Source organism: Exiguobacterium sp. s89 (genome assembly GCF_018617735.1).
GTDB classification, from domain to species: domain Bacteria; phylum Bacillota; class Bacilli; order Exiguobacteriales; family Exiguobacteriaceae; genus Exiguobacterium; species Exiguobacterium marinum.
On sequence record NZ_JACSKS010000006.1, the window covers coordinates 37,583 to 55,479 of the forward strand.

General features: G+C 39.1%; 19 protein-coding genes and 1 pseudogene. 4 read left to right on the forward strand and 16 right to left on the reverse strand.

Going from position 1 to position 17,897, the window contains the following annotated elements:
• Positions 1 to 16: 16 nt before the first annotated feature.
• The 3 genes from KNO96_RS12845 to KNO96_RS12855 form a co-directional block, all read right to left on the reverse strand.
• On the reverse strand, positions 17 to 355 hold the full coding sequence (locus tag KNO96_RS12845) for an ArsR/SmtB family transcription factor (RefSeq protein WP_029336177.1): 339 nt from the start codon (positions 353 to 355) through the stop codon (positions 17 to 19).
• Positions 356 to 775: 420 nt separating this feature from the next.
• Positions 776 to 1,195: a disulfide oxidoreductase gene (locus tag KNO96_RS12850; RefSeq protein ID WP_214704244.1), complete on the reverse strand. Its 420-nt coding sequence runs from the start codon at positions 1,193 to 1,195 to the stop codon at positions 776 to 778.
• Complete coding sequence (locus KNO96_RS12855) at positions 1,192 to 1,866, reverse strand: thioredoxin domain-containing protein (protein ID WP_029595508.1); 675 nt, start codon at positions 1,864 to 1,866, stop codon at positions 1,192 to 1,194. The genes KNO96_RS12850 and KNO96_RS12855 overlap by 4 nt, the downstream gene beginning before the upstream one ends.
• Positions 1,867 to 2,250: 384 nt before the next feature.
• On the opposite strand from KNO96_RS12855, the gene KNO96_RS12860 reads away from it, so the two are divergent.
• The 3 genes from KNO96_RS12860 (at position 2,251) to KNO96_RS12870 (ending at position 6,600) form a co-directional block, all read left to right on the forward strand.
• On the forward strand, positions 2,251 to 3,792 hold the full coding sequence (locus KNO96_RS12860; RefSeq protein WP_081828362.1) for an N-acetylmuramoyl-L-alanine amidase: 1,542 nt from the start codon (positions 2,251 to 2,253) through the stop codon (positions 3,790 to 3,792).
• A gap of 307 nt (positions 3,793 to 4,099) precedes the next feature.
• A complete protein-coding gene (locus KNO96_RS12865) occupies positions 4,100 to 5,437 on the forward strand; it encodes a murein hydrolase activator EnvC family protein (RefSeq protein WP_029336183.1) in 1,338 nt (445 codons plus the stop codon).
• 770 nt (positions 5,438 to 6,207) lie between these two features.
• Positions 6,208 to 6,600, forward strand: a complete 393-nt coding sequence (locus KNO96_RS12870; RefSeq protein ID WP_029336184.1) for a FixH family protein — start codon at positions 6,208 to 6,210, stop codon at positions 6,598 to 6,600.
• A 378-nt stretch (positions 6,601 to 6,978) separates the two neighbouring features.
• On the opposite strand, the pseudogene KNO96_RS12875 reads toward KNO96_RS12870, so the two are convergent.
• From KNO96_RS12875 to KNO96_RS12895, 5 genes and pseudogenes are all read right to left on the reverse strand, one after another.
• Positions 6,979 to 7,107, reverse strand: a pseudogene (locus KNO96_RS12875) (ATP-binding protein); the annotation flags it as partial.
• 195 nt (positions 7,108 to 7,302) lie between these two features.
• Positions 7,303 to 7,686 carry a hypothetical protein gene (locus tag KNO96_RS12880; protein WP_214689658.1) on the reverse strand — a complete coding sequence of 128 codons (384 nt, stop codon included), beginning with the start codon at positions 7,684 to 7,686 and terminating at the stop codon, positions 7,303 to 7,305.
• A gap of 158 nt (positions 7,687 to 7,844) precedes the next feature.
• A complete protein-coding gene (locus KNO96_RS12885) occupies positions 7,845 to 8,048 on the reverse strand; it encodes a hypothetical protein (RefSeq protein WP_214704242.1) in 204 nt (67 codons plus the stop codon).
• 489 nt (positions 8,049 to 8,537) lie between these two features.
• Positions 8,538 to 9,071 carry a DUF4258 domain-containing protein gene (locus KNO96_RS12890; protein ID WP_024127825.1) on the reverse strand — a complete coding sequence of 178 codons (534 nt, stop codon included), beginning with the start codon at positions 9,069 to 9,071 and terminating at the stop codon, positions 8,538 to 8,540.
• Between the two features lie 15 nt (positions 9,072 to 9,086).
• Positions 9,087 to 9,419, reverse strand: a complete 333-nt coding sequence (locus KNO96_RS12895; protein ID WP_214704239.1) for a hypothetical protein — start codon at positions 9,417 to 9,419, stop codon at positions 9,087 to 9,089.
• Positions 9,420 to 10,582: 1,163 nt separating this feature from the next.
• On the opposite strand from KNO96_RS12895, the gene KNO96_RS12900 reads away from it, so the two are divergent.
• Positions 10,583 to 11,329, forward strand: coding sequence for a hypothetical protein (locus KNO96_RS12900; protein ID WP_214704238.1), 747 nt, complete (start codon positions 10,583 to 10,585; stop codon positions 11,327 to 11,329).
• A 542-nt stretch (positions 11,330 to 11,871) separates the two neighbouring features.
• Here KNO96_RS12900 and KNO96_RS12905 read toward each other — a convergent pair.
• The 8 genes from KNO96_RS12905 to KNO96_RS12940 all read right to left on the reverse strand — a co-directional run bounded on the left by KNO96_RS12905 (position 11,872) and on the right by KNO96_RS12940 (position 17,628).
• Positions 11,872 to 12,486: a hypothetical protein gene (locus KNO96_RS12905; protein WP_214704237.1), complete on the reverse strand. Its 615-nt coding sequence runs from the start codon at positions 12,484 to 12,486 to the stop codon at positions 11,872 to 11,874.
• The gene (locus KNO96_RS12910; RefSeq protein ID WP_214704236.1) at positions 12,479 to 13,222 is read right to left on the reverse strand and encodes an ImmA/IrrE family metallo-endopeptidase; all 744 of its coding nucleotides are present in this window, start codon (positions 13,220 to 13,222) and stop codon (positions 12,479 to 12,481) included. Before KNO96_RS12910 ends, KNO96_RS12905 begins: the two co-directional genes overlap by 8 nt.
• Complete coding sequence (locus KNO96_RS12915; protein ID WP_214704234.1) at positions 13,222 to 13,554, reverse strand: helix-turn-helix domain-containing protein; 333 nt, start codon at positions 13,552 to 13,554, stop codon at positions 13,222 to 13,224. The genes KNO96_RS12910 and KNO96_RS12915 overlap by 1 nt, the downstream gene beginning before the upstream one ends.
• Before the next feature lie 201 nt (positions 13,555 to 13,755).
• Positions 13,756 to 14,586, reverse strand: a complete 831-nt coding sequence (locus tag KNO96_RS12920; RefSeq protein ID WP_214704232.1) for a hypothetical protein — start codon at positions 14,584 to 14,586, stop codon at positions 13,756 to 13,758.
• Positions 14,587 to 15,396 carry a hypothetical protein gene (locus tag KNO96_RS12925; RefSeq protein WP_214704230.1) on the reverse strand — a complete coding sequence of 270 codons (810 nt, stop codon included), beginning with the start codon at positions 15,394 to 15,396 and terminating at the stop codon, positions 14,587 to 14,589.
• Positions 15,393 to 16,169, reverse strand: a complete 777-nt coding sequence (locus KNO96_RS12930; RefSeq protein ID WP_024127810.1) for a ParA family protein — start codon at positions 16,167 to 16,169, stop codon at positions 15,393 to 15,395. Before KNO96_RS12930 ends, KNO96_RS12925 begins: the two co-directional genes overlap by 4 nt.
• Entirely contained in the window at positions 16,166 to 16,849 is a 684-nt protein-coding gene (locus tag KNO96_RS12935; RefSeq protein WP_214704228.1) for a DUF3102 domain-containing protein, read from the reverse strand. Before KNO96_RS12935 ends, KNO96_RS12930 begins: the two co-directional genes overlap by 4 nt.
• Complete coding sequence (locus KNO96_RS12940; protein WP_147538812.1) at positions 16,846 to 17,628, reverse strand: ParA family protein; 783 nt, start codon at positions 17,626 to 17,628, stop codon at positions 16,846 to 16,848. Before KNO96_RS12940 ends, KNO96_RS12935 begins: the two co-directional genes overlap by 4 nt.
• Between the last annotated feature and the right edge of the window lie 269 nt (positions 17,629 to 17,897).

Sequence of the window (17,897 nt, forward strand, 5' to 3'; positions counted from 1 at the left end):
ACTCTCCTTACTATATTTAGTGGTGTTTCGCATGCTCAATCGCCTGTCTTAGTAAGTTCATGACATGGTGATCATCTTCTGAATAAAATAGAGTAGTTCCTTCTCTTCTAAACTTGACAAGTCGAAGATTTTTTAAAAAACGTAGCTGATGAGACACGTTTGATTGACTTAAGTTAAGAAGATCAGCTATTCCGTTGACCGAATGTTCCTTTGTGCATAGCAGGGTTAATATTTTAATTCTTGTCGGGTCACTAAGTGCCTTGAACGTCTGAGATACAATAAATAGAGTCTCATCGTCAATCTGCGCCCCTATTTCTATTTCATTTTCTGTAGTATCTTCAATCGGTTCATCCATAAGTCAGTACCTCCGCTCATGATAACTATACATGTTCATATGTTCATATATAACTTATTAGACTTTTGCTGTGCCGTCAACACTTAATTTAAAAAACATTTATTCTATCAGCTCTACATACTTGAAGATTTGAGATACTTTCTCTGGTTTTGCGATTATTTCTTATTTTTAGCCATACAAAAACTACCTATTAGAGAGCTAGTTAGATCTCATACTCGATAGGTAGTCACGCTTTTTCAAAAAATCAATATAGTACACTAACGTTTTAAGAAAACGTCAATTGAATTATTTACTGGGTATTGTCTAATCTATTTTCCAACTTCAAAAAGCTTTTCATGTTTTTCTAAATCAAAGCTGTTTTTTAGTAAGCATACCAATTTGATACAATTAGTTCTTCATTTTTCAAATCCAAATCAAAAACTACTGTTTGGTACTGATTCGTCCAAGAATGACTGTAATCAGAAAAAAGGCGGTCAACGCTAAAAACGGAATTGTGATAAAACCCATCCAGTCAATGTACTGTGCATTACAGGAAACTCCTTGTTCACATGGTCTGACTTCCGAAAAGCCGGGCACCTTTTGTACAAGATAGTGGTAAAAAGAGATACAGAATCCGATTATTGATAAAGGGAGAACATAAAATTTGATTGAGCTATCTTCTCTGAAAACTGCAATTGCAAGAATCAAAGCTATTGGGTACATAAAGATACGTTGAAGCCAACAGAGTTCACAAGGTATAAAACCACGAATTTCGCTAAAATATAGACTTCCAAGTACTGCAGTAATTGAAACAACCCAGGCGAGGTACAGTCCATATCGGTTTATTACTGAAGCGCTCATTGGGTTAGCTCCTTTTCAATTTGTTTTTTTATAGAGGTATAGTCGAATGGATTTTCAAGGATGACCCCATTAACTGCAATCGTCGGGGTCAGTGTAACATTGTATTTTTCTACGAGCGCCGCATCCATTTTAACTGATTCTAATCTAGAAGAACGACTTGATAGGTCTTCTCTAAATTTATTTAAATCTAGAGAAGGGACAGTCTTCGTCGCAATCTCTTCCATTTTCTCCACCGTAACCCATGGATTATCGTGTATTTGCACGTCAGGTTGAGCTTCATAAATAGCTTTGTGAAATTGCCAAAATGATTCTGGGTGATTTTTGTAAACAGATTCTGATGCAAGGGCAGCTAAAGTGGACTCATCTCCGTGAAACAAAACATTAATGTAACTAAAGGAAGCTTTCCCACTTTCAATGTAATCTTTTACAAGTTGAGGATAGATTGTTTCACCCCACTCTTTACACGAAGGGCATTTATAGTCTCCGAATTCTACAATTGATATCGGCGCTTCCTTTTTACCTATTGTAGGTTGATTATTAACTGATATCTTTTCATCTTGAACAATTTTAGTCTTTGATTTTTCGGAACTTTGATCATTTAAAAATAAAAAAGCTAAGACTGCAATTACTAATACGGATGTAAAAATAGTCAATAGTTGATTAGTTTTCAAAACAATTCACCTCTTTTATAAATTCGTTATTTCTTTTATCAGAATTATAGCTAAAAATACTAGAGTATCCTTAGTTTTTCAACATTGAATCCATGGACTTCTAAAAACGAAATCTATGAGTCAAACAAGTTACATTCTAACACATTCATGCAACTAAACTTTTATGCAGATGAAAGGAGGGCCAATTTATTTCTTAAAATACGTCTATTCCCCTTAATAATAGTGCATTTTAAAACAGGGCAAGAAAACTTTTAACTGTAGATAGACGAAAGCCAATAATCGTTGCATAGAATGACTAATATTTAAAGGATAAGTACCATACAGATAGTAAAAAACCATTCATGGGTCTTTACAACCAAAAAAACTACATATGAGGAGTCTATTATGAAGTCTAAACATAAATTTCGAATAAGCTTAGTAATTTCCTTGGCTTTATTAACTTCTTTTTTCTATCCCTTTAAGCTTTTAACTAGTGTTAACGTCCTAAACGTCGTACATGCAGAGGAATCTCTATTCATAACAACTGAAAATTTGAATTTGCGTTCCTCGTTCTCTTCAAAAAGCAAAGTCCTTTTGACGATTCCAAAAGGAAAAACCATTAAGAAGATAGGTGTATATGGAGAAGATAAATCCTGGTTTAAAGTTTCATTTAATTCAAAAATCGGTTATGTCTCAACGAAGTACGTGACGCCAAAACCTATACCTAAAAATTCAGTCAGTTCAATAAACACAATATATAAAACTAAAACTTCACTAAATCTGCGTAAGGGCCCATCTGTCAAATCACCCGTTTTAATGACTATCCCAAAGTCCAGCCCACTAATGTACCATGCTGCCTCAGGCCCTTGGTATAAAGTATCATACAATGGGACTCAAGGCTATGTGGCAAGTCAGTATGTAACCATATCGCCCTCGGCTATGAAGTCACGAAGTAAGCAAACGACCGAGATTCGCTCAAGCATGTCTTTAGTGAACTCAAAGGTCCTTATTACGATTCCAGCATCTACTGAAGTGACTGTACTAGGAAAATCGGGCACAACGGGTTCTTGGTTAAAAGTTATGTATAACGGTATTACAGGATTCACACCTGCTCGACATTATATAGTGCAAGTGGCACCGGGGGATTCTTTATCCACTTATCCAACATATATTACTATCGAAAATCTTAATTTACGTAACCAAGCGAGTCGTTACGGATCTATTTTGACAACAATTCCCTCAGGCACTTCGATTTCTGTCATATCGAAAAGCGCCAGTTGGTACAAGGTGCGATATAACAATCAAGTCGGTTACGTATCATCTGGTTTTGTGCAACCATTTACCGGAAAAACTCCTATAAAATCACCGGTGATTCCAGCTAACAAACACGTGATTTTAATTGACGCTGGACACGGTGGGGGAGATGCTGGTGCAGTGACTTCAAACGGTACAGTTCAAGAAAAAGTACTCACCCTAAACATTGCTAATCGTGTGGCCGACGAACTAAAGAAAAACTATGAGCTTTATGAAGTGAAACTAACGCGCTCAAATGATAGATACTTGTCACTTGTTGAGCGGACCAATCTATCAGAAAGGCTTGATGCTGACGCTTTCATAAGCGTCCACATTAATTCTTCACCTTCTTTCGCTACAGGTCATGAAGCACTCGTCCCTACTTCTAGCGCGTACACCACAAATCCATATGCGAACGCTAGCCGCAGATTAGGTGAAGTAATTAATCAAGAAATCGCCATGAACGTTCCAGATTTTAAAAATCGAGGCGTTAAGCGACAAGATGTCTATGTGGTAGGAAGAAACACGGTACCTTCTACTCTCATCGAATATGGCTTTATTGCTAACTCAGTAGATCGCTCCTATATGTCGGGAAGTAACATGATCAAAGCAACCGCCAAAGGAATTGATAAATTTATGAAGAGTTACTACTAAATAAACACCAAACAAATACTAACAAACGATTTGACCACTGAATTTGAGACAAAATGTCCTAAATTCAGTGGTCATCATTCATTTCCTCATCAAAATGGCATTATAAGTATTTCTCTTGATATATTCGAATGACAATAAACTCAAAAGAACAACTGACATAGAAATGAAAAGAAATAGAAATATAGATGGTGAAGTAATATTGATACAATGATTCCGGTTCGAGTTTTAATCATGATACGAATACTTTTATCCAGCAACGCATTTTTTATAATAGAGATAAGTTACGGAGGCAACAACATTGTTTACCATGAAAAAAATTATAGCTTCAACTTTACTTGGTGTTATGTTAGTTCAAAGCGCATCCCCTTCTTACGCTTTAAACTTGACTGAAAAACAAAAAAATATCCAGCAGAAGCAAGCGCAAAATTCTACAGAGCAACGTAAAGCTAATACGTCAATTCAGCAGCGTGAACAAGATATCACACTCGAAGAACAGAAACTGAATGACTTGGAATCCGAGTTACAGGATATTATCAATGAGGTCACCCAGAAGAAGGCTGAAATTCGGACAACCCAAAAGAAAATTGCTCAGATTCAAACTCAAATTAAAGAATTCCAGAAAAAAATGAGCTCTCAAAAGACATTGATGGAAGAACGCATGGTCACGATGCAAAAAAACGGTGGTTCTTCTATAAACTGGGCTGAATTTATTTTTGGTTCAAAAGACTTTGGTGATCTGGTTTCACGCATGATCACCGCAGGGACGATTCAAGAAAATGATCAAGAACTTTTCAAAGAATATCAATCAACAAAAAATAAGCTTCAAATTGCTAAAGCTGAATTGGACACTGAAAAAGATAAGCTTATTAGTCAAAAAGAAGAGCTAGAGAATAGTCAGAAAAAATTGAACGGCAAAATTAAAGTGCGGGCTGCTCAAATAAAAAAATTAGAGGCCGAAAAAATCCAGTTCACATCTAAATTGGTAAGCTTGCAACAAATGGAATCGACGCTTCAAGAACAAGAAAAATCAATTCAAGCAGAGATTGAAGCCCAAAGGCTTGAAGAACAAGCTAAAATTCGTACCAAAGAGGCTGCGCGTAAAGCTGCAGAAGCAAAAAGTGCCGAAAAAAATGAAATCAGCGAGAATAAAGCCTCTCTCGAAAAATCACCAAACTCTGAGAAAGTGGTAAACACTTCAAAGACTACGGATTCACTCGCTTCTCCAACAAGTGGCGGAGTTTTTCAACGTCCAACCTCAGGTATCGTAACCCAAGGATGGGGTCCAGCAGGCGGGGCCAATGGCTACAGCTTCCATAATGCACTAGATACAGCTGGACCAGTAGGAACTCCTATTATGGCTGCTCAAACAGGAACTGTAACTCGAGCAGGCTGGGGTGGACCTTATGGAAATCATGTCATCATTACGCATGTCATAGGCGGTCAAGTTTGGACTACCCTTTATGCTCACATGAGCTCATTGTCCGTTTCCGCCGGACAACGTGTGACCCGAGGACAGAACATCGGTGCGATGGGGAGTACCGGAAATTCGACCGGTTCTCATTTACACTTTGAAGTCCATCGAGGAAACTATTCGTACTCAGCTACAAGTGCAGGGAATACAGTCAACCCATCCCAATTTTTCTGAATTTCAGAGGCGAAATTGTTTAACACTATATAATTACTTCAGTAAATCACTTAATATTTAGACCACAGAATATTAGATGCCCCGTAAAAGTTGGACCTGATAATCTAATTTTTATGGGGCGATTTTTATGTCCGAAAGCTTTTAAAGTCTCGGTGACCAAACGCTAACTGACTCGCAAGAAAAACTTCAGAAAGTTAGGATGAGCTTTCGTTCGTGCCCCCACCCCCCTACGAGTGCCTGGGGAATACAATCTCAGGTGCGACATACACATTCACTATGTAGATATTAAAAACGATATGGATGGGTAGACAATCTTTAATCGATTCAATCTTGAAGTACAGACTCTTCTCTCCTTTGATGACCTTCAACTGGCAATATACGTCGAGACGAACCTTAGGTTACTAAGGCCGTGTCTAACGGTCGATGATAAATTTACGGATATGAAGGTCCAAATTCAAACCTAGGTTGTCGAAGTCACCAGATGATCTATTTCATGATCCAACTTTTTGGATTAAGTTCAATTAATATCTTTTGAACTTAATATATAAAATTGAACTTAATATATAAAATGTACATTTCTTTATTTTTTATATAGAAAAGTAAACCAATCGAGCATACGACGCTCTATAAAGTCTTGAACCTTAAAAGTGACATGGGGTCTATGCTCGATAGCTAATAAGATTGCATGATCAGGTCACTTTTAATGTAATAATCAATACATCACATTTTCGTGTATGTTAATATTAAATCGTTTAAAGGAGAGAAAAAAGATGGCAAGGTTTTTTTCACTGTTGATTGTTTTGTTAGTATTATCTGGTTGTGGAAGTACAGTAAGCAATAATGGACCTGAAGTGATTCCAGAATTAATTGATGTACAATTTAAAACAGATCCTGAAATAGTAAAAGCAAACGAAGTTATTGAACTTATAGCAACTGTTTCTCAAGGAAACGAGAAAGTCGACGATGCGGATAAAGTTGAATTCGAGATATGGAAAGAAGGCCAAGAGGAAAGCCAACACGAAAAAATTGAAGCCAATTATCAACAAGACGGACTGTATGTAATTTCTTATATTTTTGAAGAGCCCGGTAAATACTTTATATATTCACATACGACAGCAAGAAGCTATCATTCTATGCCCAAAAACGAAATATTAGTAAAATAATAAATTTTAATTATTACAATTAATAATATAGACGAGCTAATCCATGATGAAAAAACTCGTTTTTATTGAATCGCGCGACAACATCAACCTTGTGATATATGCTCGAAAAATACCAATTTTATGATATATCCTTTCCGCTCCAATGTCTGATACGTCCATTCCGTCGCTCCACCTTGGAAACTACCATCAGTTGTATGCTTATATGTAGGAATATAAACGCGAGTCAAATAGAGTCACATTGCTCAAACGCATCCTCAAAAACTCGAAGGATGCGTTTTTTGTCCTGCTGAGTATTGCGGATACAGAGAGCCACTAGTGCGGACGACTGAGCGAGTCAATATGAAGAAAAAGGCCATCGACTCATCGATGGCCAAGATCTTAGCTTATCCCTAGCCCGTGGTGTTCCCTCATTGAGGTTTCGCCATCGACCAGGATTTTATAGGAGTCGTGTACGATCCTGTCGAGAATTGCGTCCGCGATTTGGGCCTGTCCTAGATTCGAATGCCACTCCGCGTGGCGTTAGACGCGCCCACGCTCTTGCTTTTGACGTTGCCCTTACGCTCCGTGCCTCCCGTTAGAAAGGGCCAGGAACATAGAGATGCGGCGGTGAGCCAGCAGCTCTTGTTATCGGGCCGTCAGGGGGGCAGCGGTGCGATGAGCGACTTCGCCTCCTGGCGTTAGACGCTCACGCATGAGCCCGGATCACCATTCCTTCTCCCATGCCCCGTCTTCAGACACGCCCCAATCTTTGAACCGATACTTGATGAGCCAATGGACATGCATCACTTCATATTCGAATACACCCTTGGATAGCTCTGAGACGACGAAGCTGACTTCTCCATCCGCCACCACCCATGTCCCGTATAGATACACTTTCTTGATCGGACGCTCTTCTGCATCCAGATAGATCAGCACCCGGAAGTAAGGCGAGTTCCGTCCGTCATCGAACCGGACGACCTTCTCGACGCAATGTTCCCTGTCGACGACACGCATCCATTCGGGATGTTCCATCAGTTCCGAGAACACCGTCCGGACGAACGGATCCAATCCAGCGAACGCATAGTCATCAAGCAGCCCCTCATCCATCACGTCTCCCCCCTTCCGCTTCGCTATAGAACGATTCCCCGTCCAGAGCCAGTTCAGTCCTTGTTCATGAAACTACAGAAATGACGACTTTAAAAAATGTATACATGTATACGCGTATACAAATCTACATGTATACATGTATACAAATATTTTTGTTCTTATGTACGACGATTCCGTCGAATCATATTGGTATTGAAAAAGACGGTGAGGTGGGTCAAGCGTTCTCCTTCCTTCACATCACAAAGAAGATCCATGCTTACTAACTCAAATACCCCAGGATCGATGTCCATCCGTTCAGGAAGTCTTCTAAGCAATACCTCTTTCGTCTCTTCAATCGTTTGCTGGTCCAATGTGTGACTCATTTGAATCATCCTCTCCTGTTGATAGCTCAACAATACCTTGAATCTGACCTCTCAACATCTCGGCTTGTTTCATATAAGCCCTGGGCTTGTTTAAAACAAGCCCAGGGCTTACGTAGGAAAAACGGTCATTTTCACCAAACACGCACTCATTTTTCATTAATCCAAACATCGCAAATACACATTCATGAATAGACGGAACAACGTGATTTCTTTATGCCTTTGACTTCTCACCAAAACCATTTGTTTTCGCCACGCGACAACATTCCTTTTCCTGGATCCGAATTCTGGATTCAGGCGAGAGCATTTCCCTGGAGATGGACTTTTAAATCTAAAAGCACAATAACAAATTTATAGTAATCCCTTTATCTATTTAGTCCGAAATATGTGTACGAACCCATAAAAAAGAAAAAAAGACTTGGAGCGAACGAATCGCTACAGGTCTCCTTTTTTCTCTTAATCTAACGGGTTACACGCCAATCCCGAACCTTTTTACCAACTTTGCTTTTTCCACACCGCTTTTGGGCTATTTTGTTTATACGTAGTCACAACGACTTTCCCTGCTTTATCTAATACCAGTGTTGTTTTGGTCGGCGAGTGGTACAAAATCTTCGCGCCTGTGTTTTTATCTACGTACTTCGTTCCATATGCCATTGCACTGGCAAATTGTCGTTCAGTAATCCCCCGTTGTCCTGCTCGTTCTGCAGCATGTTTAGAAATCTTTTTAACCGCTTGCTTTCCTACCCACTGTCCAACTAAGCGAACTACAACTGCAATGATGATAGGCGCGAGCGGAAGCGCCATTACTTGGAAACCCGGATCTTTACTATGTTCAGATTCAATCAAACCTAATTCTGCATTATCATAGTAGATTCGAGCATCAAATTCTTCAAGTCCCTCGTGGTAATCAACAACATATTGTTCGAAATCGAGCTCGCTTTCGTCTTGCATGGCATAGCTAACGTTAGGACCGATTACACCGAACAAAAATACAGTTAAAATAACTCCAGTAATCCACTTGTACATACGCTTACTCCCCCCTTATTCATATGTCTCATACATTTTTGAAGCAATAAATTCAATTTCATATGTTTCACCAAGCTCTTGTTTCAAGCGTTTAGTAAGGAATTCACCTTCACTATTATGTTGTTTCTCCTTGACCTTTCCGTCTGTAGTGAGTGTATCGGTTTCCCAGTCCACCCATTCCCCAAATCGACTAACCCAGTCATGAATATCTTGCTTCAACGAGTCAGAAATCGGAAAGACGTCCAATTCCACATTGTAGTGGCAAACTGCACACCAGATCGGGTCCGCCCCAATATCCGCTTCTACCTTAATACGTTTTAAATCTTCACAATTACAAATGTTTTTCACCGATCGATTACCTCCTTAACTCTAAGTACAACCTTTCATTTTACGATTAATAAAATGTACATTATTTCCTGAAAATCCTTTTCTTGTTGGCGTCGATTTTACTTTCTCATACTCTACTCACCTCTACAACACCGATTTTTAATTTCAATAAAAATGAATAATTGGTCGTATCATAAATTCAAAAATACTCATAATAATCATATTTTTGGACGTTTATCGGGATATCTTCAAATCTAACTTTTTACTTCGTCAATTAGTGTATACCTATATGTAATCTAACGATCACACTTTTTCAGTCATGTATTTAAAATAAAACGGTAAGCGCCAAGTCTGTCTATCATCAAAAAGACGAACCTGACATGTACTACGTCAGACTTATAAAACGACATGAATCGCTACAAACTACGACCATGCTGATGCAACTGATTCCCCAGGATCATATCCACCGAAAATGCGATCACAACTACAATAAACACTACTGCGAAGAAAGAGACCATTAGTCTGCATCACATAAATTCCTCTAACGGTTGCACCCGTAAACTGGCCACTTGTTGATCAGATAGGCAGATCTACGTAACATTTTTCAGTTTTATGCCAGACAGAGCGCCGCTTCAGATCAAACGAAATGCATATCGTGTCAATTTAACTAGAGGGCATGATGGTCTCATTATCTACATTCCTAAAAAAGCAGAACTTAAGGAAACCTGGCATACATTTAAGGATATCTTACGCATTCCAGAACTATAAAAAAGAATGTCGCTACATCACATGCAAGGTTCTTTTTTATATACACCATACTAGAATTTAAGTGTAAACATTTCGACGTCGAAATGTTTACACTTAAGGTAACATGGTTAATATAGACGATGTTAAACTTTTTTCTAAATCTTCACACTGAACAAACACAATTATTCCTCCGATCCATCAATACCAATAAATACAATGGAGTTATCTACTTATATCAGTGTCGTACATTATGAATTTAAGCGCTTTTGGAATTGAACATTATAATTTATAAGCCATTTTGATGACCTCCTACAAGTTGTAAACGTCCTATTTGTACATCTTAAATTTCTATATACAGGTTCCATGTCAATTCAAATACGAAATTGAACCAAAACCATATGATATACTAAAAAAAAATACCGTGGAGTGAATAGGATATGACCTCAAACGAAACAAAAGTAAAGTCATTTCGTGTCTCTGAAGAAGTGACAGAACATATTCAACGTTTAATGCAAGAACGACACCTAACGACGAATCAATTGTTTGAAGAATTCATTCAATTAGCTGATAAACAATCACCAGACCCATTAATCGACGAAGAAAATGGTGTACTTGAAACTACACTTAATCAGATTACTTCACTCTTTCAAGAACGAGCGCTTCGCTTAGAGAAGCAACAAAAAGAAACTCAACGTATGACAATTCAATATACCGAAACGATACGAGAACTCGAAGACAGTGTTGTGAAGGAAAGTGAAGAGCTAAATCTAGAGTATGAAGCTAAAGTCATGCATCACCAGGAAGAGCTAGAGCAACTTCAACAGCAATTGGACCAACTACACACAGATAAACAAGACTTACTAAATGCACTAGAGACGGAGAAACAATTAGCGAAAGAGGAGCTAAAGGTTCATAAAAAGATGATTTTTGATTTGGAAGGAACCATTCGAAAATTAGAAGAGAGCCAAAAACAATTAAATCGCCAAAACCAAAGTTTAATGGATGCTGTAGATGAATTGAAAAGCAAAACGCGTCGGAATGATCAACTCGAAGAAGAGAATCAAAAACTTCACTTAGAAGTGCAACTTCTTCGACGCGAGAAAGAAGCTTTTGAACATCGACTACAAGAACAGGTAGAGCTTGCTGTTCTTCGGGAGCGAAATCTTCAACAGAATAATTCTTAATTAAAAGGGCCGAAGAGAAGTCACATATTGACTATTTCTTCGGCCCTTTTAATATATAGACTGCGCTCTTTTAAAATAGATAGTTGCTTTTCTTAGGTTTTTGGGACTTCTAACTGGTTAGGCTTCATAGAAGCCGCGTCTTCCCCCCATTTATATAAAAAATGACCCACCGTGGTCCGCATTTTAAAGAGGCGTGGTGGGTTCTATTACATCAAACATAGCAAAACACGTCAAAATTGTATAGCTAGTAGAGGGAACTTACTACAATTGTTTTTAGAAAAATCACTCATGCTTTGATCTCTCAATATCAATTTTCACACGAGAAATATACATATTTCTCGATACCCATCAAAAATGAACGAAAAGACTCTTTACTTTTCCGGATCCGATTTCTAAACCTAGGAAAGAGTAACGTGTATCATTGATCCTGTAAAACAAAAACATGTGTTTTCTTCTTTTAGTAACACATAAAAAAGCACCCAATCTACGTCACAAGTTGACGCAGATTGGGTGCTTTTTGTCCTGATGATACAACATCGTATTCAGATCTTATCAATGTGTTGATCAAATACAGTTAAATCATGAGGACGAATCGTCTTGAAAAACTTTCGAATCTGGCCCCTCTTCACGACTTCATATCGCTTCAAATGTATACAAAAGTCTAGGAGGGTATGCTGACGTATGAGTGTTTCCTCTTCCTCTTGGTTTACGATGTACAATTCAGCATCTGTGATGACCTCTCGAATATCCGCGTCATCGCTACATATCAACCCAGCGCTCATCAATCTCGCGGCAGCAAGACTATGCATTTCGCCCAAGTCACTCGTATGTTTGAGTGGCCGACCTTCTCTTTTTTTCTTTTCATCCAGTTGTTGGAATGCCAGGCGAACTTCCGTCAGATAAACGAGATAAAGGTCATATAGTTCATCCGTCGCGATCGATGCTTCCGATTCAGGATCGAATAGCACCCACTTCCCATCATGGATGAACGTGTCGACCCTTTCTCTTACCGAAGATGTCTTCAGTTCATTCAATACCTCTACATGGATAAGGACTTGTTTATAGAGACTATTGATCCAATCGAAAACATCGGCTTGTCGAAAACTTGCCGCATGAATGATGATGTTCGCATCGATGAACACCGGCTCCTTAATCATGGGCAGTGTCCTTTTGAAGACGACTGATTTCATCTTCCTGTAACGCTTGAGCCAACTCAGGTCGATAGACAGAGAGTTTATTGGCGGCGCTCAACCGTGTCATTCGATCTTCTTCTACTGCTTTGACGACTACTTGTTCATAGGCTGGAAATGATTCGAAGCGTTGAGCTTGATCCAGTGGACTCGGGGCAATCCCTAGTCTGCTTCGTTCCTCGCGCCAATCGGATTCCTGTTCACTTAAGTCAGTGAATCGATAATTGAGCTCTCGGAGTCGTCTTACAACCGATACGTATGGCACTTGGGCCATATCTGCCAAATAGATGATGGCAGACTTCGTATCATATCCATCCCTCAGCTTTTCCCAGACTTCTTTTGTCGTACTCTTCGGCAACATGATCGCAGCGGCGAATCGATCGGCTGCCCTTTCGTGATCGAATCCATCGACTTGCCACTCGCTTGCTTCAGACAAGTGCCATAGTTCATGAGCCGCGGTAAAGTAACGCATGCGCAGCGGTTGGTAGGAGTTCAATGCGATGAATTCTTCTCCTGACATATGCTTGATCGCGACGCCGTAATATGAGTCGTCCTCGACATATTGAAAGATGAGGTTCGCACGTTTGGCCAATACCTGCTCAATGTAAGCGCCAATAAAGACGTGACTGTCAATGACTTGCTCTAAAAAGTCGGCCGCGAACGCTTCTGCCGTATCTTCCGCAAATTTTGTAGTTGGCTTCATCATAAATCACCCTTGAGAACGACGTAATCCTCTATCGCAAATTTCAGACGCTCAAGCTCCATTTTGGACCGTCGATTTGAGAGTGTCCCGCGCAACTCGACCGTCATCCGCTCTTCTCTCATTGAAGCATCAGTTGTCAATTCGTTGACCGATACACCTAATGCCTTCGCGATCGCAACGATACGTTGTGGTTGGATGACACGGCTCTCATTCAACATATGACCGACCAATGCCTTGCTGACTCCGATTTCTTGGGCCAACCATTGTTGCGGCTTTTGATGATCCTGTAACCATGTTTTTATATTGTTCACGATGATTGTATTTGAGTTCATGATGACACCTTCCTTCTAATTTGATTATACCTCTCTTTGCATCAGTCTACAAATTAATAAAATAAAATTGTAGACAAATCCGATTCTATGCATCAGCAGGAGTCTAATATTTATTCGATATATAAAGACACCATTCTTTTTGATAAGTAATGGTGTCATGTATAAGAAACTTATTCGATTATTTTACCTGTAACTTATAATTCAACCGATTTTCCTATCAGGAAAAGTCTCTTGATCGATATATATGATAAAAATCAAACAAGCAAGATGAAGCGATATAATTACCAACGAATCTAATAATTCATCAATTTTATTTGTAGAGGCTACATACAAAGATATGATCCCACCTCCACCTATGAAAATGATTAATAACACTTTCCTCCAGTTTTTAATACGAGGCTTTTTAAATAGGGAGCGCAAGATGATTCCTATTAAACTAAACAAGAGAAGAGCAATCAACAGTATTGAAACGACCGCAAAGAAGTCGAGCATTTGTATATTACCTAACCAAACCATCATGCATAGACTCATGAAGCTCATAAGTAACATCCATAGTAAAAAGGCAAAAAATGCAGGACGAACAAAGCTGAGAGTCAGCCGATATAGGTCTTCTAGATCTCTTAGAAAACCTCCTGGAACAGTACTACCTTTTAGATTATGTAGGCGTCTGATTTCTATGTTTATAACAGACATTACGTCTTGATAGTTAATACTTTTCTCATTAATCCAATAGAATGACTTTGTGGCAATCTGACTGTCCCCGACTTGACTCATTTTATATAACGCGTCATTTAATTCTTCTCTATCCATAGTGTCCTTGTTAAGACTTCGATGTACAGAAAATAGAGCATCCAATTGATCATTGTATGCAGTCAAGTTTCGTTCTTCTTTCATATCGAAGTATTTTTTCAATGTTGAAAAAAGATAGAAAAATATAATCATCATTACAACGAAAGTAAATAACTCCAAATAAGGGAGTTTGTAATTTTTTCCTAACTCTTTAAGAAATATAGAAATTAAATTGTTTAACATTTAATCTTGGTAACCCTTTAGATACTGGTCCAAGGCCCGTTTAATGATTTCATCTTCAGAGACATGCTCTTTTTTAGCGGCTTGAGTCAACCCGACATATAAAGGATCCGTTAAATCAGCAAAGCGAATCTGGACACGCATTGGTTTCACAGAGTTAGTTTCGACTTCGAGCACGCGCTGTTCTTGACGCTCGATCAACATACGCTTCACTTCACGCAATTCTTCACGTGTCATTTCATAAACTGTTTTGTCCCCATTTGCTGTGTAATATTTCTTACTCTCAAGTAATGCGAGCTTTGGGTCTTCTGGCCATGATAAGAGTTCCGCTAACTTGGTCGCACTGAAATCTTGTTCGATCGTTTTTTCTAAAATATTCGGACCAAACGTATTCCAAAAAGAAACAAAGCGATTCACTTGGGAATGAGACATCCCAATCTTCGCTAAGAAGTCTTTCCAATTTCCCTCTTCTTGTTTAAATTCCTTTTTTGTTTCCGGATCACGGAACAACCTATTTGCATGCGCAAGAATACGGCATTTTTCGACAAAACTTGTCGCCTGAATCGCATCAATGTGATTATAGTATTGAACAATGCCTTCCATGTCTTCGGGCAGTTTTTTTGTGATAATACGAGAAAGTCCGGTTGCTGGTAAGGACTGATACGGGTTCGTAATAGTCGTCGTTGCAGAAAATTCTTTGACAGCTTCCACTTGATCCGTACGATCTTCACTAGATTGTGTTCCTTGTTTCACCGGTAAATTAGCACTGAATGTCGAAATTTTAGGCGTATGTTTTTTACGAGGGCGACTCATAGAGAAAGTACCTCCTGGGCAAGTTGTAAATAAGCATCCGTTGCAGGACTTTTATGATCAATCACAGGTCTAGATTCACGTTGTAGGGTTTGTACCTTAACGGCATACGGGATCGTTGTAAGGACAGGAATCCCGACCTCTTTCCCGAGCTCTTCAAGTTCTTCTACCGTCGTCGTATCCCCTTTAGAACGTGCACTGACCATTGTCGGGATAAACGCTGCGATATGAATATCTTCTCGGAATCGTTTCATTTCTTCTAACTCCTCAGGAGCCGAGTATACCGCATCCATCGAAAACTTTTGCATCTGTACAGGCATGATAATTCGATCTTGTGCGACAAGAGCGCAGCGCGCATAAGGATTCAACGCTGACGTCGAACCAGGACAATCAATTAAACAAATATCAAATAGTTCATCTAGTTTGGCCAACTCTTCACTGAGTCGGTACTCATAACCAATTTGACTCGTTAAATCACTCGGTGAAGCAGACCGTCTTGTCGGAACTAAGTAAATCGTTCCAGTCTCATATTCACAAGTGACGATGACTTGTTCAATCGGTGTATAAAATGGATCGTTCTCTTCGAGTAGACAATCCAATAGCACTTTCCCTTCATAGTCGTTCGTCAGACCTAATCCATTCGTTGAAGACGCCTGATCATCGGCATCAATCACGAGTACACGTAAGCCATCCCGTGCGTAGGCATGAGCTAAATTGATGGTTGTCGTTGATTTTCCAACTCCACCTTTACGATTGTACAATGCGATTTTCTTCATGACTGTTCTCCTTGTTCATCTGTGGCTTCAATTATATTGTCTGATACAGTTCGTTCAATCATTTCAGCTAGTAACTCACTGACACTACGATTATGTGCATGGGCATACTGTTGAAACTGTTCCGAAAGATCACTTGGAATACGCGCGGACAAGATCGAAGATGACTTTTTCTCTTGCTGAAAAGGTTTCACTTTAAGGGGGGTATGAGTGTTCCCTTTTCGAAGATCACGGATCTGTTTGACCGTGAGCTCTTCGACCTGTCTTCTTTCACCATTAATATATAGGCCTTGCTCGACGACCTCATCGACATTATCGAGATACATGAGTTCAAAAATTTTGGATGCTGGTAGACTTGTTAGCGATGACTCGAGTGGATGCAGCGTCTCATAGGCTTTTATATATCGTGAGGCAAGTGAGGCGGACATGGAGACCGCTTCTAAAAACGTCCCCCACTCTTTTTTATCATGCATCTCAGAACGGGCGATCACTAGACGTTTGCCAATCTCAAATACGGAAATGGTTTGTACTTTGGCGAGTTCATTGATTTCGTGAACGAGGTCTTCAACTTCCTTTGAAATTGGCAGCTTTTGAACCAGTGAACTGATATTGGTTAAACCGCTCTGATAAGGGTGTTGCTCACTCGGTTTGATTTTATGAATGTTACGATTTCTGGCCTTCATACAGAATCACCTCTGGCTGTTCGGATCATGTGTGCCAACTCTCGAAACGGTTCAGATAACTGTTTTGATTCTTTGGAGCGGTATTGAATGACACTTTTTCCGCTATCCGCTGCTTTTTCAATAAATGTCGATCGTTTGATGACAGGTAAAATAGGCAACGATTCAGTCAACGCAATTTGTTCCATTGCTTCGAAGTATTCTTTATCGGCTTTTAACGTATGGTCCATCGCCACAGGCAAGACGCCGGCAATCTCTAAATTAGGATTATAGAACTTTTTCACCTTTTGTACGGTGCGAATGGTACTTCCTAGCTGATCAAAGACAAGCTTTTTCGGCATAAATGGAATAATGGTCGTATTGGCAGTCGACAAGACAACTTTTGAGAGTTCGTTGATCGAAGGAACTGAATCTAAGATGACCCAATCAAATTCATCTTCGAGCGGTGCAATCATATCTTTTAATAGGAAGAGCTTATCTTGCTCAGAAAGTAAATTAATTAACCTTGCATTTCGTTCATTTGAAGGAAGAAGACTGACATGATACGTTTCGTCATCAAATAGAATATCTTTGATATCTAAATTACGTGTATGTACATCAAACATGGTCATGTATTTGATCGTATCGGATTCTTTTAACATTAGTTTGCTAAGAGAACCCTGAGGATCTAAATCAATGAGAAGAACACGTTCCCCTAACTCTCCTAATGCATAAGCCATGTTCAAGGAACAGGTAGTTTTACCAGATCCACCTTTCGAAATGTAAAACGTTAATATGTTCATGTCCTCTCCCCTTTCTAGTTCTTATGATGCCACACTCTGTTTTATAGAACAACTAAAAATAATGAACAACTGACATATTTAAATAAATAATTTGTATACAAATTAAAAATAGATTGTATACGTATTTTATTTACTTGAATATATCATCTGATTTGTATACATTTCGACGTCGAAACGTATACTTTCGACTCACACCTCAAGAGCGTTTTACTATTTGAAATAGAAAAAAGACTACAACTTTGTGTTATAGTCTTCGAATTTGAAATTAG

Bases quoted from the DNA above. Each gene is read 5' to 3' on its own strand.
- KNO96_RS12885 (WP_214704242.1), bottom strand. From the start codon at position 8,048: ATGAGTCACACATTGGACCAGCAAACGATTGAAGAGACGAAAGAGGTA.
- KNO96_RS12860 (WP_081828362.1), top strand. From the start codon at position 2,251: ATGAAGTCTAAACATAAATTTCGAATAAGCTTAGTAATTTCCTTGGCT.
- KNO96_RS12920 (WP_214704232.1), bottom strand. From the start codon at position 14,586: ATGTTAAACAATTTAATTTCTATATTTCTTAAAGAGTTAGGAAAAAAT.
- KNO96_RS12935 (WP_214704228.1), bottom strand. From the start codon at position 16,849: ATGAAGGCCAGAAATCGTAACATTCATAAAATCAAACCGAGTGAGCAA.
- KNO96_RS12940 (WP_147538812.1), bottom strand. From the start codon at position 17,628: ATGAACATATTAACGTTTTACATTTCGAAAGGTGGATCTGGTAAAACT.
- KNO96_RS12845 (WP_029336177.1), bottom strand. From the start codon at position 355: ATGGATGAACCGATTGAAGATACTACAGAAAATGAAATAGAAATAGGG.
- KNO96_RS12865 (WP_029336183.1), top strand. From the start codon at position 4,100: ATGAAAAAAATTATAGCTTCAACTTTACTTGGTGTTATGTTAGTTCAA.
- KNO96_RS12930 (WP_024127810.1), bottom strand. From the start codon at position 16,169: ATGAAGAAAATCGCATTGTACAATCGTAAAGGTGGAGTTGGAAAATCA.
- KNO96_RS12905 (WP_214704237.1), bottom strand. From the start codon at position 12,486: ATGATTAAGGAGCCGGTGTTCATCGATGCGAACATCATCATTCATGCG.
- KNO96_RS12900 (WP_214704238.1), top strand. From the start codon at position 10,583: ATGACCTCAAACGAAACAAAAGTAAAGTCATTTCGTGTCTCTGAAGAA.
- KNO96_RS12890 (WP_024127825.1), bottom strand. From the start codon at position 9,071: ATGTACAAGTGGATTACTGGAGTTATTTTAACTGTATTTTTGTTCGGT.
- KNO96_RS12850 (WP_214704244.1), bottom strand. From the start codon at position 1,195: ATGAGCGCTTCAGTAATAAACCGATATGGACTGTACCTCGCCTGGGTT.
- KNO96_RS12925 (WP_214704230.1), bottom strand. From the start codon at position 15,396: ATGAGTCGCCCTCGTAAAAAACATACGCCTAAAATTTCGACATTCAGT.
- KNO96_RS12915 (WP_214704234.1), bottom strand. From the start codon at position 13,554: ATGAACTCAAATACAATCATCGTGAACAATATAAAAACATGGTTACAG.
- KNO96_RS12910 (WP_214704236.1), bottom strand. From the start codon at position 13,222: ATGAAGCCAACTACAAAATTTGCGGAAGATACGGCAGAAGCGTTCGCG.
- KNO96_RS12880 (WP_214689658.1), bottom strand. From the start codon at position 7,686: ATGGATGAGGGGCTGCTTGATGACTATGCGTTCGCTGGATTGGATCCG.
- KNO96_RS12870 (WP_029336184.1), top strand. From the start codon at position 6,208: ATGGCAAGGTTTTTTTCACTGTTGATTGTTTTGTTAGTATTATCTGGT.